Below are 22,378 nucleotides of genomic sequence, written 5' to 3' on the forward strand. Positions count from 1 at the left end.
ATTATCTTGGCTGCATTCTCAATGCACTATCTAAACGTACTACTTCCCCATTCATAATTGCGTTATCAGCCATATGCAGCACCAGCTTTGCATACTCTTCCGGGCGCCCGAATCGTGATGGGAATGGCAGAGTTGATGTCAGACTATCCTGCACTTCTTGCGGCATCCCTAAAAGCATAGGAGTACCAAAGAGACCTGGTGCAATCGCATTTACACGAATACCTGTTTTTGCGAATTCACGGGCCGCTGGCAATGTCATACCCACAACGCCCCCTTTAGAAGCTGAATATGCCGCTTGACCAATCTGACCTTCGAAAGCAGCAACAGATGCCGTATTTACAATCAGTCCTCTTTCTCCATCTTCATTTGCTTCACGTGTTTGCATTTGTGCAGCAGCTAAACGCATAATGTTAAAACTACCAATCAAATTCACTTGAATAACTTTAGAGAATGCTGCCAAATCACAAGGCCCTTCTCGCCCAACAATTTTCATTGCTGGTGCAATTCCCGCGCAATTAACCGCAATGGCACATGCCCCTAGCTTTTCCTGTACCTCGTTCATTGCCTTTTCTGCACTAATTGCATCGGATACATCACAAGCGATAGCAAGCCCTCCGATTTCATTTGCAACGGCTTGCGCTTTCTCCAATCCCATATCCAATAATGCAACCTTTGCACCTGCGGCAGCCAAGGCACGTGCAGTACCCTCACCTAAACCACTCGCCCCACCTGTTACAACAGCAACTAATCCATTTACATCCATAACGTTTACGCTCCCAAAACTTGGATAATAATATTACCTTTCCTTAGTTATTAAAAAGAACACAGGAAAAAGCAACTGTTGAGTATTTTTGCACTATTATGAGACTTAATAAGCACGACCAAGACTTGTCCCCTCTTTCAAGCCGTTGTATTGAATTAATAATAATTAAAAAACTGTGCGGATTAAGGCCAATTTATTGGTAAAACATCTTTCTGAATGGTGAATATAAAATGACAAACCCATTGTGGACGCCGAATTCGGCGCGCGTAGCCAAATCAAATATGTCTGCTTTTATGAATATGTTAGAAGCGGACCACGGGGTGACATTATCCGATTATGATGCATTACATGATTTCTCTGTCAATGAATTGGAGAAATTTTGGGATTCGTTTTGGAAGTTTGGCAAAATCGTTGCTCAAACTAAAGGCGAGCGCGTAATCGCAGATGCCGATAAAATGCCAGGCGCTAAATTCTTCCCAGATGCGAAGTTCAATTTTGCAGAAAATATGCTTCAAAAACGTGATGGTTCAAATGCTATTGTATTTTGGGCAGAGGACAAAGTGAAGCGCCGCATGACTTGGAAGGAGTTATATGATGGTGTATCTCGTCTTTCCCAGGCGTTACGTGACATGGGCGTTAAACCCGGTGATCGTGTTGCAGGCTTTGTGCCGAACATGCCTGAAACCGTTATGGCAATGTTGGCGGCCACTACGATTGGCGCCGTCTGGACTTCTTGTTCTCCTGATTTTGGTATAAATGGTGTTTTGGACCGCTTTGGACAAACCGAGCCAAAAGTGCTCTTTACCGCCGACGGGTATTACTACAATGGCAAAAGCCATGATAGTTTAGGCCGTGTCCGTGAAATCGTAGCAGGCCTTCCAACCGTTGAAAAAGTGGTGATCTTACCGCTTCTTAGTGATGACCCAATCGAAGCAGAAATCATTAATTCTGTTTCACTAGATCATTTCATTGCCGATTACGATGCAAAAGAAATTGAATATGAATATACGGATTTCAACCATCCTGCATATATCATGTATTCATCGGGCACGACAGGTGTACCAAAATGCATTGTGCATTCAGCTGGTGGCGTTTTACTAACTCAAAAGAAAGAGCATATGCTCCATTGTAATAATGGTTTAGGCAGCCGTGTGTTCTATTTTACAACCTGCGGATGGATGATGTGGAATTGGCTGGTCGCCGCTTTATCTTGTCAATCCACTTTGGTCCTTTATGACGGGTCCCCATTCGCACCCGATGCCAATATTCTATTTGATCTCGCAGACGCCGAAGGCGTAAATTTCTTTGGCACAAGTGCGAAATATATCGATGCATTAAATAAAGCAGAAGTAAAACCAATCGATACTCATAGTCTAGAAAGCGTTAAAGTAATTGGCTCCACCGGCTCTCCATTGGTCGCTGAAAGCTTCGACTATGTATATGAAAGCATCAAGAAAGATGTACAGCTTTCCTCCTTATCTGGTGGGACAGATTTACTAGGCTGTTTTATTGGCGGCATTCCTACCAAGCCTGTATATCGTGGCGAGATTCAAGGTAAAATGTTGGCTATGGACGTTCATGTATATGACGAAAATGGAAATTCCGTTGAGCAGGAAAAAGGCGAGTTGGTTTGTACTAAACCTTTCCCATCTATGCCTCTTGGCTTCTGGAAAGACCAAGATGGTAGTCGTTATCACAATGCTTATTATGCGGAATATGATAATATTTGGCACCATGGTGACTTTATCGAAGTGACCGAAACAGGCGGCATAGTCGTCTATGGCCGTTCCGATGCGACCCTAAACCCAGGTGGTGTGCGAATTGGTACTGCTGAGATTTATCGTCAGGTGGAAAGTTTTGCACAAGTTAAAGAAGCCTTAGTTATCGGCCAAGATTGGAACAGTGATGTACGGGTCGTTCTCTTCATCATTTTAGCCGAACAAGCCGAATTAACAGAAGATCTTCAACAAGCGATCCGCAGTCATGTTCGACAACAATGCACCCCACGTCATGTGCCTGCGAAAATCATCGCTGTTACAGATATTCCACGCACTAAATCTGGAAAAATCACTGAATTAGCTGTACGCGATGTAGTTCATGGACGATCTGTTAAAAACAAAGAATCTTTAGCTAATCCAGAAGCATTGGATCTTTATTTAAATATTGCTGCTTTACAGGAAGATTAAACTGAAAAGATTTAAACTAACAAAAAGGCCAGATCCACTGATCTGGCCTTTTCTTTACCCGAGACAAGATTAAGACACTGAAATAATTAATCTTGTTTTAGCCCCTCAGGTGGATCTCTAAATACAAAACGAAGGCCTTTACCACCACATTCGTATCGCACTTTATCTGAAGCCTTCATCAAATCAAGGTTTTCATCACTGATAATGGTTTCAGTAAACATATCATCACCCAAACGCCCTTCGATCGCCATGTGAATTTCCTTACGCGCCATACTCTTTCCAGCGAGTGCATCTTCAAGCAATTCTTTATTCACTGTTAGAATAGTTAAGATGATATCCGCCAGATGTGGATGGCGCATACAAATCGTATCGGCAGCTTCCCGATCTTTCATACGTAAAGTTGCACGTAAGTTATAATAACTACCATGTCCGTTGGGTATCATAATTGGCTTACTTTGCAACCAGGCCACCCCGGGATCATAGTCCGCACGTATATTGCCACTTGAATCCAGAATCTCAGCATCTTCCCTCGGATCTGGTGATGCTTGATCGAAGAACACATAAAAAATTGGTATACTTAGACATAATGCGCCTACAAGCGACAAAATTAAAAAATTCGTTCGCTTAGATTCTCTTTGAGCCATTTCCCATCCCCGTAAACAGCCTGCCCAGCTGTGTTAGTCTTCCCCAATATCTGTCATTTCATGCAACTTATGTATCAGACGATCCCGAACGCGATGCATCACTTCTTGCCAATCTCCCGGACTGGTTTGACGTAATAATGACATAGATCGATACCAAGGGCTATCCCCTCTAAACATTTGCCAACGCCAATCAGGTGCAAAAGGAATTAAAACCCAAACAGGTATATCCAATGCGCCTGCGAGATGCGCCACCGCGGTATCAACTGAAATAACCAGATCAAACTGATTTAATAAACTCGCCGTATCCGCAAAATCCCGAATATGAGCTGAAAGATCTCTAATCATAGGATCAAAACAATGCTCTTTAATCTCACTTTCCGCGCCACCGATTTGGAAGCTGTAAAACTGAACTCCAGGTAAATCAAGCAGTTGCGCAAACTGTTCTAGTCCTATGGAACGATTATGATCGTTCTTATGATGGGCATCTCCTGCCCATACCAACCCGACACGGATTTGTGGGATAAGTCCCTTATTCAAAACGGGAACATCTGTATCAGGCGCCTTCAAATAAGGAATATTGTTTGGAATATCCTCTAACTTAGGCCCAACCATTCGCGGTAAACTCAATAATGGAATAACTGCATCAATATCGTTAGGAAGCTCTTCTCCAAATCCATAAACTTTTATTCCCTCAAATTCAGGGCTGGATTGAATAAGGCGCTTAATTGATGAATCACAATAAAAAACAATTGCCCCAGCTTTATTTTGAACTAACGGCAAATACCGACAAAATTGGAGGCTATCCCCAATTCCATTTTCTGCATATACCATCAATTTTTGCCCCTCCAATGGAGCGCCTTTCCAAATTGGAATTTCTGGAAAATGTGGATGGCAATCATGTAATTGCCATCGTGCCTCTAACCCTTTAAAACCACTTTCTAGATTTCCTTGTAGTAAATCTAGCAATGCATGATCCCAACGTAATTCCGCACTATCATAGCCAAGTAATTCGGCACGACGGAAACAAGCTGCTGCTTCCTCCAAATGTCCAAGATCCCGATGGACAAAACCTAGATTATAATGGATTTGTGGTGCGCCCGGATCCAGATCGATAGCGTGTCTATGCGCTTTGATAGCCTCGTCATAGCGGCACAAATCACGTAAAGCATTACCAAGATTTGACCAGCTGGTTCCATCGTCTGGACGCAACGCTAATCCGCGACGTAAACATATCACAGCAGCTTCAGTCATTTTTCGCCGACGTAACAGAACACCCAAGTTACCCCAAGCAGAGGGAACATTAGGACGCTCACTGAGTAATTTACGATATAGAAGTTCCGCATCAGAGTAATTACCAGCTTCATGCGCTTCTATGGCCATACGGAATAAATCCGATGTCGTCTTCATCTTACTTGGCGGTGGTGGAACGTCTTCAAAGGAAAAATCTTCATCACCCGGTTTGTCGGATAAAACTCCTCCGTCAGCGCTTCTACGTTCGATATTCATATCATCGGTGATACCGAAAATATGCTTCTCCAACGCAGAACGCCCCTCTGGAGAGTTCAAAACTATATCTTCCTTACTACTCATAGAAGAAGTGTAAACTACAGAGGGGCGTTGGGTCGAGTCGAAAATCAGCTCAAATTCAATGAAATACTTGAAATTAGCCTTTCTTCATAAACTCTTAACAGAAGTAGAAATTCTGATTAAATCAAACCACGCTCAATCATTTTTTCGGCAATCTGTACCGCATTCAATGCAGCACCTTTACGTAAGTTATCAGCAACAACCCACATATTCACACCGTTTTCAACTGTGATGTCATCACGAATACGACTAATATAAACCGCGTCTTCACCAGCACATTCAACAGGTGTCACATAACCTTCGTCTTGACGATAATCCACGACAACGACACCTTCAGCAGATTCCAATACCTCACGCGCTTTTAAGTGATCCATATCGTTTTCAAATTCAATATTCACAGATTCCGCATGACCTACAAAGACTGGCGCACGCACTGCTGTAGCAGATACTTTAATGGACGGATCAAGAATTTTCTTGGTTTCTACAACCATTTTCCATTCTTCTTTGGTAGAACCATCATCCATAAACACGTCAATATGCGGGATCACGTTGAAGGCAATTTGTTTTGTGAATTTTTCTTTTGTGATCGGATCATTCACAAAAATACCGCGTGTTTGAGTAAACAGCTCATCCATGGCTTCTTTGCCACCACCAGATACAGACTGATATGTGGAAACAACAACACGCTTGATTTTGCCTGCTTCATGCAAAGGTTTAAGTGCCACAACCATTTGAATGGTAGAACAATTCGGGTTTGCGACAATACCTTTTTTCTTCCAACCGTCCAAAGCTTCTGGGTTTACTTCTGGAACAACTAATGGCACGTCCGGATCCATACGCCAGAAAGATGTGTTGTCAATGACAACCGCACCTGCAGCAGCAGCCTTTGGAGAAAACTGCTCAGAAATTTTTGCGCCCGGTGAAGACAGAACAATATCCGTACCAGTGAAGTCAAATGTTGCTAGGTCCTGAACCTTGATATTCTTTTCATCGCCATATGCCACTTCTGTTCCAACAGAACGTGAGGAAGCCAATGCTACCACGTCGTCGGCGGGGAAGTTACGCTCTGCCATGGTTTGAAGAACTTCTCGTCCTACGTTACCTGTGGCGCCTACTACTGCAACTTTATAACCCATTGGTCTGTCTTTCTTTTATCTAAACTTGTTACATTTCAATAAAGCATGCTGCACATACAAAAAAACCGGAGTTTCTGGAACCCCGGTTGACCTGCTTTATGCAACACAAGAGTTCCGGTTAATACCGAGTCTTAGTTGTTTTGGTTGTCTTAATAGCTTTTACGCGAACTGGGGAAAGTGTTGGCGCAGCCATAACTGTCCATACCATCTGTTTAGCTTTTTCAATCACCGCAATCAAAACTGCCGGAGCAAACATATTTTCGTTCCCTATTTGATATGCAGGTCATCATATGATGACCCAGTTACTTTCAGCCCAACTGGCCAAAACATCTTGCCCAATTACATAGGGCGCGAGACAGAATGAATCAAGCGCGTTTTTAAACTTTTTTCATTTTTTATCATGTTTCGCATTTCTATTGTAACATTATTACTCAAGGAAATAACAAGCAGGCTAAATTTCCCTTAATCTAGTGAACCATTTCATGTATAGTGATTAGAAATAATAACAACAAAGCGAGCATCTTCATGCGACTGTTTATCTCATCCATTTTTGTGTTTCTTTTTTCGATCCAAATTAGTATCGCCTCAGAAATAAAACAAATCCTTTCATCAGATGAGCCCTTGCTTAGCAAGAAGTTACCTGATGGCAGCTCAAAGGGATTATTTGTAGACTTCTTTCAAATCGTTGCAAAGAATGCAGGGCGAGAAGTCAGTGTCTCTCATCTTCCCTGGAAACGTGCTCAGAAAATTGCCCAAGAAGTTTCAGATGCGACCTTAGGCCCCCTAACACGCACGAGCAAACGTGAAAGTAAATATAAATGGATTGGCCCGCTCTTCCCCATGCGGATCACATATATGACAACTTTAGACCAACCCGTTGTAGAAAACCTCGACCAAGCAAGACGTTTAAAAGTTGCGATTAAAGGCGGAAGCGCAGCCGTTTATGCATCAAAGAAACATCAGCTTTCAACAAATATGGTGGATGTCGTTTCACAACAAAGCTCAATATTAGAAATGCTAATTAGAAAGCGGATTGACGCCTGGTTAGTATGGGATGTCATCGCGCATCGTACAGTTCAAGAATTCGATAGTGGTGCGCAACTGCAAGCTGGCTATACTGACGAGTTAGGCGAACTATATATGGCGGCCTCACCTTCGGTTTCTGACGAAGAAATCGCTGTTTGGCGTAAAGCGATGGAACAGGCAATAAAGGATGGCGCCTTAAAAGAGATTACAAGTAAGTATCTAGGTAGAGCATATACGCAAAACTCTTCATCCAATGTGATGCAATAAGTCACAAAAAAAAGAGGTACCTGAAAGATACCTCTTTTTGATAAGTTAAGACAGAAACTTAATTAACCACGTAAGCTACCACCTGTGGCTTTCGCAACCATAGCAATAACCTTTTGAGATACTGCTTCGATATCATCGTCGGTTAATGTCTTATCTGTTGGTTGCAAGGTGACAGAAATCGCTACAGATTTCTTATCGCCCATATCTTCGCCTTTATATACATCAAAGATATTTACGGCAGAGATAAGTTTCTTATCCGCACCTTGTGCAGCGCGTAAGATTTTCTCAGCAGTCACATCATCTTTCACTGTAAACGCAAAATCACGGTTCACAGACTGGAAGCTAGATGCGTTCAGCAAGCTACGTGTCTTACCACCTTTTTTCTTTGGCTCTGGAATATTATCCATAAAGAGTTCAAAGGCAACCACGCGGCCTTTCAGGCCAAGCTTACGCGACACGGTTGGGTGAATTTCACCAAAATATGCCAACGCTTGCTTACCCATACGCAAAGCACCGGAACGACCCGGGTGATACCAAACTGGTGCATCAGTTGTAACCTGCAAGCTTTTCACAGGGGCACCACAATGTTCAAGGGCTGCCATTGCATCCGCCTTTACATCAAACAGATCAACGGCACGTGGGGATGTTTCCCAGTGACGTGGACCTGTCTTACCGGCGCGCACACCAGCTGCTACCATGTCTTGACCTTTTGGTGTTGGATTACGGAATGCAGGACCAACCTCAAATAAGGCCACATCACCGAAACCACGGTCCGTGTTGCGAGCTGCAGCAGAAATCAAGTTACCCAAGATACTTGGACGCATTGCATTCAGATCACTGGAAATCGGGTTTGCCACCATCAAATTTTGAGGCACACCTCCAAACAGTTCCGCATCTTTATCAGACATGAAGGACCATGTGATAGCTTCCATCATACCACGGCCAGCCAAGATTTTCTTCGCAAATGCCACCCGGCGCTGTTTCAGGGAAATAGCGAGCTCAGGAAGAACTGTTTCACGGTCCAAGGCAACAGCGGGAATTTTATCAAATCCATAGATGCGCAACACTTCTTCGACCAAGCAATGTTCGCCTTCGATGTCAGGACGCCAGCTTGGAATATCCACTGTAATCGCATCGCCCTCAACAGAAGTGCCAAAACCTAGACGTTTCAATATTTCTTCCGCCTCTGCCACAGAAACATCCGCGCCACCATGTGTCTTTAAACGTGACACACGTAAGCTTGTTTGACGTTCCCATGCAGGCATATCGCCAGCCGCTGTTACGTTAGATGGTTCACCGCCGCAAAGATCAAGGATCAAACGTGTCCCCACATTCACACCCCAATCAGAAGACAATGGATCAATACCACGTTCAAAACGATAACGTGCATCAGTATCGACACCAAGTTTACGGCCAGTTTCCGCAATGCGGATCGGATGCCATAAAGCAGATTCCAAGAATACATTTACGGTTTCTTCGGTACAGCCGGATACTTCACCGCCCATAATACCACCAATGGATTCAGGGCCATTCTCGTCAGAAATAATGATCATACCTTCTTCAAATGTATGCTCATTCCCGTCTAAACCAAGAAGCGTTTCACCACCTTTGGCATAACCAATGGTAAGATCGCCCTTAACTTTATCCGCATCAAAAACATGAAGTGGACGACCAAGATCGAAAGTCACATAGTTTGTAATATCTACCAAAGCAGAAATCGGACGTAGGCCAATAGCTTTCAAACGATCTTGCATCCATTTTGGACTTGGGCCGTTTTTCACGTTTTTGATCAAACAACCGACCGCACGTGGTGCATCATCCCCTAGACCTTCAACACGGTTCCACTTGATAGAACTATCAAATTTGCCTTCAACAGGATCAAGGTTTGGTGCTTTCAGTGTACCAAGACCAGCCGCGGCCAAATCACGAGCCACACCATAAACACCAAGGCAGTCACCACGGTTAGGTGTAATCGCGATTTCAATGATTGGATCATCTTTACCTGCATATTCCGCAAAAGACATACCCAATGGTGCATCTTCTGGTAAATCAATGATCCCATCATGTTCATCTGAAATCATCAATTCACGCTCAGAACATAACATACCATTAGATTCTTCACCGCGTATCACACCTGGTTTCAATGTCATATCGGAACCTGGAATATAGGACCCAGAAGGTGCAAAGACACCTTTCATGCCTTTACGTGCATTTGGGGCACCACATACAACTTGTAAAGTTTCTTTACCGTTATTCACCATACAGATGTTTAATTTATCAGCATTCGGGTGTTTCCAAGCATCTTCCACATAACAGATCGTGAAAGGTTTTAAGGCTTCTTTCGGATCTTCTACACCTTCAAGTTCTAAGCCGATAGCTGTTAATTTATTTGTAATTTCTTCGAGGCTTGCATCTGTTTCAAGATGATCTTTCAGCCAGCTCAATGTGAACTTCATGGTGTCAAACCTCGTGTCATAGACGCCGCTTCTAGCGGCAAGAAACCATAATGGCGCAACCAACGCAGGTCCGCATCAAAGAATGTACGCAAATCAGGAATGCCATATTTCAACATCGCGATACGTTCAATCCCCATACCAAAAGCAAAACCTTGATATTCTTCCGGATCAATACCGGACGCACGTAACACATTTGGATGCACCATCCCGCAACCAAGAATTTCCAACCAGTCTTCACCAGCCCCGATCTTCAATTCACCGCCTTTGCGGGAACAGCCAATATCTACTTCCGCGGATGGTTCAGTAAACGGGAAGAAAGATGGACGGAATTGCAATGGAATATCGTCTACTTCGAAATATGCATTTACAAATTCCTGCAAGCAACCTTTCAAATGACCAAAGTTAGCTTTCTTATCGATAACTAAACCTTCCACTTGAGAGAACATCGGCGTATGGGTCATATCACTGTCAGAACGGTAAGTACGGCCCGGTGCGATAATACGAATAGGTGGTTCCTGATTTTCCATCGTACGAATTTGTACCGGACTTGTATGGGTACGCAGCACAGATTCCATATCTACTTCGCCATCTTCACCACATAGATAAAATGTGTCATGCATTTGGCGTGCAGGATGTTCTGGCGGAATGTTCAGCGCAGTAAAGTTATGAAAATCATCTTCGATATCTGGACCATCCATAACGGTAAAGCCCATCTCACCAAAGATCGCAACAATCTCATCCCATGTCTGACTGATTGGGTGCAAGCGGCCCATTTCTTCTGGACGTACAGGTAAAGAAACGTCAACACGTTCAGCTTCTAATTGTGCGTTCAAGGCGTCTGCTTCCAGACTTTCCTTACGTGCGTTCAAGGCTTCTGCTACAGATGCTTTGACTTGATTCAGGGCTTGGCCCTTCTCTTTACGCTCTTCTGGGGAAAGTCCACCCAATGTTTTCATTTCAGCGGTAATGCGTCCCTTTTTGCCAAGGGCCGATACACGAAGATCTTCCAAAGCTTTCAGATCTGATATCTGATCAACTTCTGCCAGAAGTTCAGCGCGTAATGTCTCAAGACTATCGCTCATACCCTACTTCGAGTCCTTATTATTGCTTGTTCAGATTTCCGGTTCAGAAATCAGATATAGCGGGTTTTTATGAAATTTTGATTTCGGAAAATGCGCCAAAAACGCACGAAAGCGGAACCATTGCTGGCCCCGCTTTCGCCCAAAACCTGATTTTGGATCTGTATCTCTACAGTGTCCAATAAATCCTTGAAGATGGCTTTAAGCCAGCGCGGCCTGCGCTTGTTCTGCAAGGGATTTAAAGGTAGCTGGTTCATGAACTGCGATATCAGCCAAAACCTTACGGTCCAACTCGATACCAGCTTTTTTCAAGCCGTTCATGAATACAGAATATGTCAAACCGCATTCGCGGGATGCAGCGTTGATACGTTGAATCCAAAGACCACGGAAAGCGCGTTTCTTCGCTTTACGGTCGCGGTATGCGTATTGACCAGCTTTCTCAACAGCTTGCTTAGCTACGCGGATCGTATTTTTACGACGGCCGCTGTAACCTTTAGCTTCGCTAAGAACTTTTTTGTGACGAGCGTGGGATGTTACACCCCGTTTTACACGTGCCATTTTACTATGCTCCTACTATAACAGTTCGTTTCTGTCGCGTTAGCCGCGCAAGAAGTTACGTTTGATGATACGCGCATCCGCATCACACATAATTTGGCTGCCACGGTTTTGGCGCTTCATTTGTTGTGGACGTTTGGATGTACCATGACGAAGGCAAGCAGAGTAAAAACGTACTTTACCTTTTGCTGTCAATTTGAACCGCTTCTTAGCGGAGCTGTTTGTTTTCAACTTGGGCATTTTATCTTCCCTTGTAAAAAGTGGTTTCATCAAAATAGTGGCAAGGCATACCCTGAACCATTGACCTTCAGATTAAGATCGGTTCGCCCAGCGCACCAATAACCACGCCCCAAACGAGTTTGGTTCGCAGAGGCGCGGTTTATAACTTTCTATCTATTGTTTTGCAAGGGGGGTTTCAGCATTTTTCTCTCAGAAACCTGAAAAAGTATCCTGAACAACTCTTAACCAGCCCTTTAATCGACATGCTTCACGTCTTCTTCAGGCGCAATACCATAACTTTTCCATGTATCGCGACCACCACGGTTATTCAAAATATTGATTAAGGCTGCAACTGCGGCACGGTCATATTTTGAACCTGTTTCTGAATATAAAATACCCGCAGCTTTATCAAAATCCATTCCTTGGCGCCAAGCACGTGCAGACACCATCCCAACGAATGCATTTGCCACTGACGCGACCCGTGCCGGCATTAAGATATCTTCTGCCAAAAGACCATTCGGAATACCTGTTCCATCCACATTTTCAAGCATCTGACGCATGGTATCGCGGACAGGACCATCAAAATCGATATTCGCAACTAGATCTGCAGATGACAAAACCGAATCCTGAACGATTGTGCGTTCTTCATCTGTAAGGGCGCCTTGCTTGGTTAGAATTTCAGCAGGCACGGCAATCTTGCCAAGATTCATCAGACTGCCTGCAATAGCCGCCGTATCTGCCTCAAGACTATCCAGTTCCATCTCATACGCAATGGCACGAGATACATCTGCAACACGTTGCGAATGATCCGAAGAGAAAATGGATCACGACGATCTACCAATGACACCAATGTGGAAACCAATTGGCGCATAACTGTTTCACGTTTTTCACGCTCACGTACGGAATCGGTAATATCTTGAGAGACAACCAAAACAGCCGCTGCATATTGCTCATTGGATGGGATCATGATGAAATCAGATTTAAAGACACGTTCTGTCTTGCCATCCAAATTCATTTTGTGCGTTTTAGTATGGGGCGCCTCATTGTCCAAACATTCATCTACCCAACCGATCATTTTCTTGCCTTCAATCGGCCCAAGAACAGCAGATACATTTTTGTCAAACAAATCCACACGTTCCAAACCAGATTGCTCGATCACTCGTTGGTTAAACCAGCGATAATTGCCATCCCTATCAAAAATCGCGATGGTATTGGGCTGACTATCAGTCACCAAATGCATAAAGTTTCTTTGCCCAGCAAATCGATCTGCCAGTTTCTCAAACTTATCCGCAGCTTCCTTGGCACGTTTAGATGTTCCAAAATACCATAGCGCAAGCATGCCAATCAGCACGACCACAATGACCATACCAAGAACGATGACCAACATACTCACGCGCGCTTCTGAATCAGCCAAGGCTACTTGTCGGTCGATTTTATACATCAATACCCAAGGCACTTCTTCAAATGCACGCCCCAGAACCAGAACCTCATCACCCTTATAGTCTTTCATCACCCCAAAGCCACTTGCATCCCGCATCACAAATGCAGCAGCTAGATCAGGTGTATCCATATTTAACTTTTTCTTAAGAGCGGGGGTCCCGTCATGCAGCGGCGATATATATTCGACATTTAAACCTTCTTGGCGTAACAAAACAGCTTCGGCTGATTTTTCAACTGCACCAGGCTGCACTAATAGCGGCGGCAGCTCTTCTGTAACTTGCTTAACACCGACCACAACACCGATATGAGAATCTGCGGTCTCATCCCCCTGCAATACAAAAGCAGGTTCCGCGAATGCCATTGTCGGCTGCCCTTCAGCGTTTAAAAACACTTGACTAATACCGGCTTCACCGGGTTTCAGTTCAGCTAGAAAAGCCTGCAATTTACCGACTAATGCAGGGAAACCATGACTTGAGACCACTAATTCGTTCTTTGCATCCAACAATGCGATACCCGCCACCCCTTGGCGTGCTACATTGGCGTTGACCTGGGACGCGCCTGAATTGGTAGCCGTAAAGCCTGCACGTTCAGCAGTGACAGTTAATAAATTGCCAAGATATTCTAGTTCCGCACTCGCCCCTTCATCATCATCGACGCCATGCAAGATAGTCATATAGAGTTGTAGGGAAGCATTATCCGCCAAAGCACGTAGATCGGCTTTTTGCATCTGCAACCAGTTTGACACATCCGCATATCGGCTTTCCGTCACAATTCCCATGCGTACCTGCCAAGCTTGCAATTCTCGCTGACGTTCATTTTCACCAAATTGAAAGACTAAATAAAAGGCTATCACCGCACCGATCAACAATCCGGCAACTGTTAATCCCATGCGTCCGATAACAGTCGTTTTTCCCATACCAACAACCTTGGCCACTGCCTCATCACTACTCATCAAGTCTCTCCGAATTACTTCCATAATCTGTTCTGGGCAGTTTCATTTATAATAATCAAAATGATTTACCTAAAATGCGAACAAGTTTCGCTGGATATTTGCCAATATGATGCCTTATATTGAGGAAAATTAACAGTATAAATCAACCAGATACTTGCGAATATTCACATAGTATCTGGAAAATCCTCTCAAGGAAGAATCCGAATGAATGGGATTGGCGATTATAAGCTGACAAAAGTAATAGTTAAACTTCTTAACTTCACCTGTTTACTAGCCTTTGTTAGCATGCTTTTTATGTCACCAAATATTGCTTTGGCGCAAAAATCGCCGCGTTTATTTGGAACAGGCGAAATTCAATCTAAAAAACTGACCAAATTTAAAAAATGGACTTCAGTTCTTGATCGTTATGCAACAGAAGTGCAAAGCGAACTCAATAAATGCACTTTAACAGCAAGTAATAAATGCCTTGTAACCAAATGGCGTATCTTCCTGAAAAAGATTGCTGATAAGCCACCACGCGAACAAATGGAACTCGTCAATCAATATATGAATAAGTGGCTCTATGTGATTGATCCGGTCAATTATCAGCGCAAGGATTATTGGGCGACCCCGAAGCAATTTTTAAACCGCAACGGGGATTGCGAAGATTATGCTATCGCGAAATTTGCCTCACTTGCGCATTTGGGCTTTGATAAAGATCAGATGCGCATTGTGGTATTGCAAGACTTAAATCTAAAGGTTCCCCATGCTGTCTTGGTTGTTTATGTAGATGGACAAGCCCTTATTTTAGACAATCAGATTTCCAAAGTTGTCAATGCAGATCGTATTAAACATTACAAACCCATTTTCTCAATTAACGAAGATGCATGGTGGCTTCATCGGGGTTGAATAAAACCTTCCTCACAAACATGCTATAAAGAATTTATCTCAAATGCTTTGAAAAATTCACTTCTGCGTGTATCATCCTTATTCACCAATTGTTTAGGTAAGACTTGATTTCCTAAACAAGGCTATAGATCCGGGGGGCGTTTTAGGATGATTATGGCGGGAATAAATATGGTTCAAGGTCAACCCTTTGGGCGACATAGTCAAGAAAACCTTCTGCTTGATTACGCAGAACGGTTAAAACGATATAGAGAAGGTCGTCGCGCAGTGCATATTCATTTATCGCGCTTGCGCCCACAACATCGCCGTCCTCATCATTTACGCATCGCCGCCAATACCATAGAAGATTTCATATTTGCTTTTGAAGGTCAGCTCTTTCGCCTTGGGAATACCGACATGCTTTTCGTTGTAAAAGATGCAGACCTGATGCAGCTTGACGATATTGTCATGCGATTGCGTACTTTATTTAGTGAAGATCCAGTTGCATCCATTAACTCCACAATGGAAGGTCATGGTCGTTTTGCGACACTTTACAGCCTTGATCGTCAATATGATAAATTCCTTGAACTTAGCCGTGAACTCACTGAGGCCGCCCAACAAAGAGAAAAACGTCTTAACGCAATGGCCTCTCAAACAGAAGAGGATCGCGGGGAAATACTAACTCCACTTTCACCAGATCAGCTAGGACGCCTAGAAGAAGTTCTGAAACGTACAGATTTATCAAACGTATTTAAACGTCAAACCATCTGTGCAGTTTCCAGTAATTCCGATCCAACACCAGTTTTCAACGAATTGTATATCTCCATCATGGAATTAGCACGAATGGTGCTCCCCGAAGTCAATCTGGCTGCCAATAGATGGCTGTTCCAACATTTGACAGAGACATTGGATAGACGCGTTTTACATATGCTCTCAAAAGCAGATGATCGAACCCTCTTTGATTCATTTTCCATCAACTTGAACGTAAACACGTTACTATCTCCCGAATTCCTTCAATTCGATGCGAATTTACATACAGGGTCTCGTGGAACTCTGGTCGTAGAAATGCAAATCGTAGATATTATGGCTGATTTTTCGGCCTTTCTATTCGCGCGCGATTTTGTCAAAGAAAAAGGATATCGCATTTGCCTTGATGGCATCACACCAGATTTATTAAGTTTTATTGATCGTAAAAAGATGGGCGTAGATCTGATTAAACTTACGGCAAATGGCATATTTAATGGGGAAAGTGCGCAAGATAAATTTGATGAAGTTGCCCAATATGTAGAAGAAGCCGGGCAAGGACGTATTATTTTGTCTCGTTGCGATAACAAACTCATGATTGAAAATGGCCAGAAAATGGGTATTACCATGTTCCAAGGGCATTATTTGGACGGGCTTTTAACGCAACGAAATCGTGAGAACTCTCCGCCACCACCGCATATTCGCAGGCAGCAAAAATTCATCTAATTTTATTTCTAATTCGAATTCATATTGACCCAATGCAAAAGGCAGGATACCTCCTTGCGCTATGGAAGATATTATTAACAACCTGACCATCTTTGTGTCTAATATTTTTAGCGTAGAGTCTAAATGGGCATTCCTCATCCTGCCTACATCTGCGACATTGGTTCTTGCCCTCATTCTGGACTGGGTTCAGGGTGACATGAAATGGTTGTTTCGCATAATTCCTCACCCAGTTGTTTTTTATGGCAAAATTATTTCCTTTCTGGATAAAAAACTAAATCGTGAAGATCGCTCAGCAAATAATAAAATGGTCAGAGGCGCATTGGTCAGTCTGTTTGTCATTTCTATTGGTGTTTTCATAGGTTTACTTCTAGAAAAAGTTGCTGAAATTCTACCATGGTTCTGGTTCTTCAATCTCTGGTTAACCGCTGTTATGCTGGCTGGGCGAAGCCTCTATACGCATGTCCGTGCAGTTGCCACAGGCTTTGCGAAATCTGGACTTGATGGTGGTCGCGAAGCCGTAGGCCATATCGTAGGACGAGACCCAAAAACTTTGGATAAACATGGTGTCATTCGTGCTGCAATTGAGTCTCTTGCCGAAAATTTTGCCGATGGCGTGGTCGCACCAGCATTTTGGTATCTGCTTTTTGGCTTACCCGGCATCTTAGGATATAAAGCTGTAAATACTCTGGATTCCATGATTGGATATCGTACAAAACGTCATAAAGATTTTGGTATGTTTGCCGCTAGACTGGATGATCTCGTTAACTGGCTTCCTGCACGCATCAGTGGCTGCATGATTGTGATCGCTGCATTTTTACACCCAAATAGTAATCCGTTTCGTGCTATGAAAATCATGTGGATTGACTCACCTAAACATGCTTCCCCAAATGCGGGATGGCCGGAAGGCGCAATGGCAGGTGCTTTTAACTGGGCATTAGGTGGACCACGTCAATATCCAGGTGGTGTCTCCGAAGCCGCATGGATTGGGCAGGGTAAAGCGCGTCTTGAGCCTAATCATATCGGGTATGCACTTGATCTTTATGCAATCACAAATGTAGTTCAGACCGTTTTAATTCTAATGGTATTAGTTGGCAGCAGTATATAGGTTCATACCCCTGACTTAGCCATCTCTATCATGGCAGGAATATCCGTTTGGGCTTCACAATGATCTGCAAAGCGATCCAAAACGTCTTCTACCATCTGTTCATAATCTAAAGAAGCTTCACGATCTTTACGGAATCGTTTCAGGTATTCATTTCTGAAATTATCAGAAGCAAACAAGCCATGTAAATAACACCCCATAATGCGCCCATCTGATGAAACAGCTCCATCGGGATGCCCTTCAAGGATTAGCATTGGGTTGTTCAAACCTTCGCCTTCACTTCTTCCCATATGCATTTCATAACCATACACAGCCTCACTTGTTGAGCTTTCAATACCAGAAATCTCGACAAGACGTTTATCACCTGACATCGTCGTTGACATGTCAATTAATCCAAGACCATCGACTTCGCCTGCGGGGCCTTCAATGCCCTGCGGATCAGCCAGTTTTTTACCCAACATCTGAAATCCAGCACAAATTCCTAAAACATGCCCACCACGACGGAGATGGGCTTGAATATCAATATCCCAGCCTTGCGCCCGCAAAGCTTTCAAGTCAGGCATCGTAGTTTTTGATCCCGGTAATAATATTAGGTCTGCATCACCGGGAATTGGCTCACCAGCTTGCACCATAATAACTTCAACATCCGGCTCCGCTTGCAATGGATCGAGATCATCAAAATTCGCGATACGTCCCAGACGAGGCACAGCAACTTTAATTAAATGGTCTTTCGCAGCAGCCTTACCAGCTCTTGCTTTCTCCAGCGCAACTGCATCTTCCGCTGGTAATTTACGTGCTTCATCAAACCAGGTAAGTGTACCAAATGTGGGCAAACCTGTATGATCGCGAATGATATCATGCCCTGTTTCAAACAAGGTTACATTACCACGAAATTTGTTGATTATATAACCTTTCAATAATTTTTTCTCATGGTCGCTTAAAAGATTATAAGTTCCAACGATACTTGCAATAACCCCACCACGGTCAATATCCGATACCAAGAGTACCGGTACATTTGCGGCCTCAGCAAATCCCATATTGGCAATATCTGCAGCACGAAGATTAACTTCCGCAGGACTTCCCGCACCTTCAACCAATATAATATCTGCCTCTTCAGAAAGCTTTACAAAGCTTTCCAAAACCTTAGGTAACAATTTGGATTTTAAGGTGTAATAGTCACGCGCTTTAGCCGTCGTCATGACTTGGCCTTGCACGACAACTTGTGACCCCAAATCTGATTGCGGCTTTAATAATACAGGATTCATATGTACAGATGGCTTCACGCCACATGCACGCGCTTGTAATGCCTGTGCTCTACCAATCTCACCACCATCGGACGTGACCGCAGCATTGTTTGACATATTTTGAGGTTTAAAAGGTCTGACCACAATCCCACGTCTTGTCATTGCGCGGCATATCCCAGCTACAAGTAGCGACTTACCAACATCTGACCCCGTCCCTTGAAACATGAGAGACGGGATCATTTGATCCAGTTTAATTTGATCAGACATAAATAGATTTACCTAAGATTTTTCATACCAGTTTTAACTATGAAAATCCTATATAGTTTGCTTAATTCATTGGCAAGGAAGAGAGATAGTCACGAAGTTTATCAGCTTTTTCATTTGCAAACTTTCCGTTCAAAATGATGTCTTCTGAGGTCGCACCCTCTCCATAAAACGCAGCATTGCGTGCTTTATCCTCCCAAATTGCAGCACCTTCAACTGAAGCGCCAACAAAGCCCCCCTGGTTACGTGAAAAAGAATACACATCAGCACCGATATTAGTCGTCGTTGTACCTGAAACGCCCTCTCCTTTTGACCCGACGGCTGCGCTAAGATCGCCACCTAAGGTGACTTTATCATCTAAAATAGCTCTAAGGCCATTACCTGTTTGAATGGTGAGAAGCAGCTCCATATTCTGCGCACCCAATTGAAGTCCTACACTTGCAGCACCCATCTTAAAGAAACCCGGATAACTCCATTCACCATTTGAGGCACGTGCCATGATTATGCCACTCCCACCTTCGGCACCAATTATAAAAGCGCCTTTTAAAATTTGAGGTGAAATAAAGATTGCCTTTGCTGTTTTAATATATCCCATCGCACGATCACCTTGGCGTTCATTTTCAAGGATTTTTTTAATGGAATAATAAGCCTCATCTACCAATTCATGAGCATCATCCAATTCAGCTGCACGGGCAGAGAAAGAAATTAAAGACATTGCCATCACAGCCAAAAAAGATAGTTGGAACAGTTTAGAAAAATACATCTTCATGGATAATACCTTTATCACTACATTTGCAGCCGAAGCTCGCGACAATCCCTACAGCATTAGAATTCCTTGATTCTGACTAAAATTCAATGCCAACTTGAGCTTTATAACCATCACGGAAATGATGTTTTATTTGTGTCATTTCTGTGACCATATCTGCAATTTCAATTAATTCTTCTTTTGCATTTCGCCCAGTTACAACCACATGAAGTTCTTCCGGTTTATTTTCCAGTGTGGAAATAATTTCTTCCAAAGGAAGATAATCGTAGCGCATCACGATGTTAAGTTCATCCAAGATCACCATATCATATTCAGGATTTGCAATGGCATCCTTCGCATAATCCCATGCCGCACGCGCAGCTGCAACATCACGTTCTCTGTCTTGCGTATCCCAGGTAAAACCTTCACCCATGGCTTTCATTACGCATTGATCTGGAAACTGATCCAAAATTTTCTTCTCGCCAGTGGACCAAGCACCTTTTACAAATTGAACAATACATATCTTCATATCATTACCAATTGCACGAGTTGCGAGTCCCATCGCAGCAGTTGTTTTACCTTTACCTTTACCGGTATGAACCATCAGCAAACCACCCGTAGATGTTTTAGTCGCAATCATCTTGTCGCGCGCCGCTTTCTTCTTAGCCATTTTCTCAGCGTGGCGTTGATTGATTTGTTCTTCTGTCATGCCGTCAGTTTTCATCATAATCTCCTTAAACCTACCTCCATTCTGATTACGCTTATTTGCGATTAAAATAAAGTGACAAATTCTAAATTATGATTAAAATTGGCTTCAAATAATCAAATAATTTTATTTTCCAATGGTGCCAATATGCGCAGAACAGATAAAGCAGCTCTTCTTCCAATTGCTGTTGACAAAAAATCCCCAGAACCTATGCATCGCCAGCTTTATGATCAAATCCGAGAACTAATCTTAACACATAGATTAAGTGCAGGTGAGCGCCTTCCATCCACGCGTAGCCTTGCCAAGGACATGGCCCTTTCCCGCAACACTGTTGCAACTGCCTTTGATCAATTATTAGCTGAAGGATATCTTGAAGGTCGTATTGGTGCAGGATCTTTTGTTTCTGATTTACTGCCCGATGAAATTCGCCCCTCGTCTTCAATCCATTTAAATAAGAAAGACTCTGCACCAAGAAGAGGCCTCTCAAAGAGGGGAGAGCGGCTGGCTGCTTTATGGAGAGGACGGAGCAAACGCACACCTGCCTTTGCACCCGGCTTACCCGCGATTGACGAGTTCCCCTTTGATGTATGGTCACGCTTAATGGCACGTGCGTGGCGTAATCCTCCGATCGAACTTTTAGCACATGCAGAGCCTGCAGGATATCGCCCCTTGCGCGAAGCAATCGCCAATTATCTCCGAACAGCACGTGCCGTTAGATGTGAAGCTGATCAAGTAATCATCGTATCTGGCGCACAACAAGGTATCAGCCTTGCTGCTAACGTCCTTCTTGATGATGGAGATGCAGCGCTTATCGAAGAACCCGGCTATCCGGGTATTCGTGGTGCTTTGCTCGCCGCAGGCGCACAATTGATTCCGGTACCTGTCGATGGGGAAGGCTTAGAAATCGATAAGGCTGAGGATTTAGCACCAGACGCAAAACTGGTTTGTGTAGCGCCATCTCATCAATACCCACTTGGTGTGACCATGTCATTAGCACGTCGCTTACGTTTACTTGAATGGGCCTCACAGAAAGATGGCTGGGTAATTGAAGATGATTACGATAGTGAGTTTCGCTATAGCGGTCGCCCACTTGCTGCTTTACAAGGTTTGGACCGTGACAATCGTGTTGTATACATTGGCAGTTTTTCCAAGGTAATGTTTCCCAGTTTGCGCTTAGGATACATAGTAGTTCCCGAAGATTTAACTGATTCATTTCGCATGGCACGGGCGGCTCTTGATGATCATCCTAGTACAATTGCCCAACCTGCCTTGGCTAAATTTATCGAAGATGGCTATTTCACCGCTCATCTCCGCCGCATGAGAAAACTATATGATAACCGTCGGTGTAAGTTGTCAGAATTACTAGAAAAACATCTCGGCGAATATGTAACGATTGAATCTGCAGAAGCAGGCATGCATCTACTTATTCGATTTAACAAAAAACTGAAAAGCATGACAAGTGACATGAAGGCAACAGAACGCGCACAAGAAAGAGGTATTTCTGTCACTCCGTTATCGGCCTTCCATTACCTAGAAGATACAAATGACCACTATCATGGTTTGTTACTAGGATATGCAGCCGTGAAAGAGAATGATATAGAAAAAGCAGTATTGATACTTAAAGATGCAATTTTGGCTAAATAAAAAGCCCTGTATTCCTACAGGGCTCCTTA

20 protein-coding genes are annotated in these 22,378 nt (G+C 43.5%); 6 read left to right on the forward strand and 14 right to left on the reverse strand.

Annotated features, from left to right (window positions below; genetic code table 11):
• Position 1: 1 nt before the first annotated feature.
• Positions 2-763: an SDR family NAD(P)-dependent oxidoreductase gene (locus E1160_RS14190; RefSeq protein WP_155156315.1), complete on the reverse strand. Its 762-nt coding sequence runs from the start codon at positions 761-763 to the stop codon at positions 2-4.
• A 230-nt stretch (positions 764-993) separates the two neighbouring features.
• On the opposite strand from E1160_RS14190, the gene E1160_RS14195 reads away from it, so the two are divergent.
• Positions 994-2,949: an acetoacetate--CoA ligase gene (locus tag E1160_RS14195; protein ID WP_155156317.1), complete on the forward strand. Its 1,956-nt coding sequence runs from the start codon at positions 994-996 to the stop codon at positions 2,947-2,949.
• An 86-nt stretch (positions 2,950-3,035) separates the two neighbouring features.
• Here the strand turns inward: E1160_RS14195 and E1160_RS14200 are convergent, their stop codons facing one another.
• The 4 genes from E1160_RS14200 to E1160_RS14215 form a co-directional block, all read right to left on the reverse strand.
• Positions 3,036-3,593, reverse strand: a complete 558-nt coding sequence (locus E1160_RS14200) for an O-antigen ligase family protein (protein ID WP_155156319.1) — start codon at positions 3,591-3,593, stop codon at positions 3,036-3,038.
• Between the two features lie 33 nt (positions 3,594-3,626).
• Positions 3,627-5,159, reverse strand: coding sequence for a tetratricopeptide repeat protein (locus E1160_RS14205; protein ID WP_218048916.1), 1,533 nt, complete (start codon positions 5,157-5,159; stop codon positions 3,627-3,629).
• Positions 5,160-5,299: 140 nt separating this feature from the next.
• Positions 5,300-6,316 carry an aspartate-semialdehyde dehydrogenase gene (locus E1160_RS14210; RefSeq protein ID WP_155156323.1) on the reverse strand — a complete coding sequence of 339 codons (1,017 nt, stop codon included), beginning with the start codon at positions 6,314-6,316 and terminating at the stop codon, positions 5,300-5,302.
• Positions 6,317-6,434: 118 nt separating this feature from the next.
• Complete coding sequence (locus tag E1160_RS14215; protein WP_155156325.1) at positions 6,435-6,572, reverse strand: hypothetical protein; 138 nt, start codon at positions 6,570-6,572, stop codon at positions 6,435-6,437.
• A 269-nt stretch (positions 6,573-6,841) separates the two neighbouring features.
• On the opposite strand from E1160_RS14215, the gene E1160_RS14220 reads away from it, so the two are divergent.
• Positions 6,842-7,609, forward strand: coding sequence for a substrate-binding periplasmic protein (locus E1160_RS14220; protein WP_155156327.1), 768 nt, complete (start codon positions 6,842-6,844; stop codon positions 7,607-7,609).
• A gap of 62 nt (positions 7,610-7,671) precedes the next feature.
• Here the strand turns inward: E1160_RS14220 and pheT are convergent, their stop codons facing one another.
• From pheT to E1160_RS14250, 6 genes are all read right to left on the reverse strand, one after another.
• Positions 7,672-10,065 (reverse strand): phenylalanine--tRNA ligase subunit beta, encoded by a 2,394-nt coding sequence (gene pheT, locus E1160_RS14225; RefSeq protein WP_155156329.1) that lies wholly within the window; start codon positions 10,063-10,065, stop codon positions 7,672-7,674.
• On the reverse strand, positions 10,062-11,147 hold the full coding sequence (gene pheS / locus E1160_RS14230) for a phenylalanine--tRNA ligase subunit alpha (protein WP_155156331.1): 1,086 nt from the start codon (positions 11,145-11,147) through the stop codon (positions 10,062-10,064). The genes pheT and pheS overlap by 4 nt, the downstream gene beginning before the upstream one ends.
• Positions 11,148-11,345: 198 nt before the next feature.
• A complete protein-coding gene (gene rplT, locus E1160_RS14235) occupies positions 11,346-11,702 on the reverse strand; it encodes a 50S ribosomal protein L20 (RefSeq protein WP_155156333.1) in 357 nt (118 codons plus the stop codon).
• Positions 11,703-11,741: 39 nt separating this feature from the next.
• The gene (gene rpmI / locus E1160_RS14240) at positions 11,742-11,939 is read right to left on the reverse strand and encodes a 50S ribosomal protein L35 (protein WP_155156335.1); all 198 of its coding nucleotides are present in this window, start codon (positions 11,937-11,939) and stop codon (positions 11,742-11,744) included.
• 233 nt (positions 11,940-12,172) lie between these two features.
• The gene (locus E1160_RS14245; RefSeq protein WP_155156337.1) at positions 12,173-12,679 is read right to left on the reverse strand and encodes an HD-GYP domain-containing protein; all 507 of its coding nucleotides are present in this window, start codon (positions 12,677-12,679) and stop codon (positions 12,173-12,175) included.
• Positions 12,628-14,310 carry a PAS domain-containing protein gene (locus E1160_RS14250; RefSeq protein ID WP_218048917.1) on the reverse strand — a complete coding sequence of 561 codons (1,683 nt, stop codon included), beginning with the start codon at positions 14,308-14,310 and terminating at the stop codon, positions 12,628-12,630. Before E1160_RS14250 ends, E1160_RS14245 begins: the two co-directional genes overlap by 52 nt.
• Positions 14,311-14,514: 204 nt before the next feature.
• On the opposite strand from E1160_RS14250, the gene E1160_RS14255 reads away from it, so the two are divergent.
• The 3 genes from E1160_RS14255 (at position 14,515) to cbiB (ending at position 17,749) form a co-directional block, all read left to right on the forward strand.
• Positions 14,515-15,198 carry a transglutaminase-like cysteine peptidase gene (locus E1160_RS14255; protein WP_155156341.1) on the forward strand — a complete coding sequence of 228 codons (684 nt, stop codon included), beginning with the start codon at positions 14,515-14,517 and terminating at the stop codon, positions 15,196-15,198.
• Positions 15,199-15,351: 153 nt separating this feature from the next.
• Positions 15,352-16,644: an EAL domain-containing protein gene (locus tag E1160_RS14260; protein WP_218048918.1), complete on the forward strand. Its 1,293-nt coding sequence runs from the start codon at positions 15,352-15,354 to the stop codon at positions 16,642-16,644.
• A gap of 61 nt (positions 16,645-16,705) precedes the next feature.
• Complete coding sequence (cbiB, locus tag E1160_RS14265; RefSeq protein ID WP_155156345.1) at positions 16,706-17,749, forward strand: adenosylcobinamide-phosphate synthase CbiB; 1,044 nt, start codon at positions 16,706-16,708, stop codon at positions 17,747-17,749.
• Between the two features lie 2 nt (positions 17,750-17,751).
• Here cbiB and E1160_RS14270 read toward each other — a convergent pair whose 3' ends face one another.
• From E1160_RS14270 to cobO, 3 genes are all read right to left on the reverse strand, one after another.
• Positions 17,752-19,257: a cobyric acid synthase gene (locus E1160_RS14270; RefSeq protein WP_235914162.1), complete on the reverse strand. Its 1,506-nt coding sequence runs from the start codon at positions 19,255-19,257 to the stop codon at positions 17,752-17,754.
• A 61-nt stretch (positions 19,258-19,318) separates the two neighbouring features.
• Positions 19,319-20,023 carry a lipid-binding SYLF domain-containing protein gene (locus E1160_RS14275; RefSeq protein ID WP_155156347.1) on the reverse strand — a complete coding sequence of 235 codons (705 nt, stop codon included), beginning with the start codon at positions 20,021-20,023 and terminating at the stop codon, positions 19,319-19,321.
• 76 nt (positions 20,024-20,099) lie between these two features.
• The gene (cobO, locus tag E1160_RS14280) at positions 20,100-20,723 is read right to left on the reverse strand and encodes a cob(I)yrinic acid a,c-diamide adenosyltransferase (protein ID WP_235914163.1); all 624 of its coding nucleotides are present in this window, start codon (positions 20,721-20,723) and stop codon (positions 20,100-20,102) included.
• Between the two features lie 129 nt (positions 20,724-20,852).
• Here cobO and pdxR point away from each other — a divergent pair, with 129 nt between their 5' ends.
• Positions 20,853-22,349 carry a MocR-like pyridoxine biosynthesis transcription factor PdxR gene (gene pdxR / locus E1160_RS14285; RefSeq protein WP_155156349.1) on the forward strand — a complete coding sequence of 499 codons (1,497 nt, stop codon included), beginning with the start codon at positions 20,853-20,855 and terminating at the stop codon, positions 22,347-22,349.
• Positions 22,350-22,378 lie beyond the last annotated feature (29 nt).

Source organism: Curvivirga aplysinae (genome assembly GCF_009711445.1).
Taxonomy (GTDB): Bacteria; Pseudomonadota; Alphaproteobacteria; order UBA8366; family Aestuariispiraceae; genus Curvivirga; species Curvivirga aplysinae.

Coding starts and splice junctions, on each gene's coding strand:
- E1160_RS14190 (WP_155156315.1), bottom strand. CDS start 763: ATGGATGTAAATGGATTAGTTGCTGTTGTAACAGGTGGGGCGAGTGGT.
- E1160_RS14195 (WP_155156317.1), top strand. CDS start 994: ATGACAAACCCATTGTGGACGCCGAATTCGGCGCGCGTAGCCAAATCA.
- E1160_RS14200 (WP_155156319.1), bottom strand. CDS start 3,593: ATGGCTCAAAGAGAATCTAAGCGAACGAATTTTTTAATTTTGTCGCTT.
- E1160_RS14210 (WP_155156323.1), bottom strand. CDS start 6,316: ATGGGTTATAAAGTTGCAGTAGTAGGCGCCACAGGTAACGTAGGACGA.
- E1160_RS14215 (WP_155156325.1), bottom strand. CDS start 6,572: ATGTTTGCTCCGGCAGTTTTGATTGCGGTGATTGAAAAAGCTAAACAG.
- E1160_RS14220 (WP_155156327.1), top strand. CDS start 6,842: ATGCGACTGTTTATCTCATCCATTTTTGTGTTTCTTTTTTCGATCCAA.
- pheT (WP_155156329.1), bottom strand. CDS start 10,065: ATGAAGTTCACATTGAGCTGGCTGAAAGATCATCTTGAAACAGATGCA.
- pheS (WP_155156331.1), bottom strand. CDS start 11,147: ATGAGCGATAGTCTTGAGACATTACGCGCTGAACTTCTGGCAGAAGTT.
- rplT (WP_155156333.1), bottom strand. CDS start 11,702: ATGGCACGTGTAAAACGGGGTGTAACATCCCACGCTCGTCACAAAAAA.
- rpmI (WP_155156335.1), bottom strand. CDS start 11,939: ATGCCCAAGTTGAAAACAAACAGCTCCGCTAAGAAGCGGTTCAAATTG.
- E1160_RS14245 (WP_155156337.1), bottom strand. CDS start 12,679: ATGGAACTGGATAGTCTTGAGGCAGATACGGCGGCTATTGCAGGCAGT.
- E1160_RS14250 (WP_218048917.1), bottom strand. CDS start 14,310: ATGAGTAGTGATGAGGCAGTGGCCAAGGTTGTTGGTATGGGAAAAACG.
- E1160_RS14255 (WP_155156341.1), top strand. CDS start 14,515: ATGAATGGGATTGGCGATTATAAGCTGACAAAAGTAATAGTTAAACTT.
- E1160_RS14260 (WP_218048918.1), top strand. CDS start 15,352: ATGGCGGGAATAAATATGGTTCAAGGTCAACCCTTTGGGCGACATAGT.
- cbiB (WP_155156345.1), top strand. CDS start 16,706: ATGGAAGATATTATTAACAACCTGACCATCTTTGTGTCTAATATTTTT.
- E1160_RS14270 (WP_235914162.1), bottom strand. CDS start 19,257: ATGTCTGATCAAATTAAACTGGATCAAATGATCCCGTCTCTCATGTTT.
- E1160_RS14275 (WP_155156347.1), bottom strand. CDS start 20,023: ATGAAGATGTATTTTTCTAAACTGTTCCAACTATCTTTTTTGGCTGTG.
- cobO (WP_235914163.1), bottom strand. CDS start 20,723: ATGAAAACTGACGGCATGACAGAAGAACAAATCAATCAACGCCACGCT.
- pdxR (WP_155156349.1), top strand. CDS start 20,853: ATGCGCAGAACAGATAAAGCAGCTCTTCTTCCAATTGCTGTTGACAAA.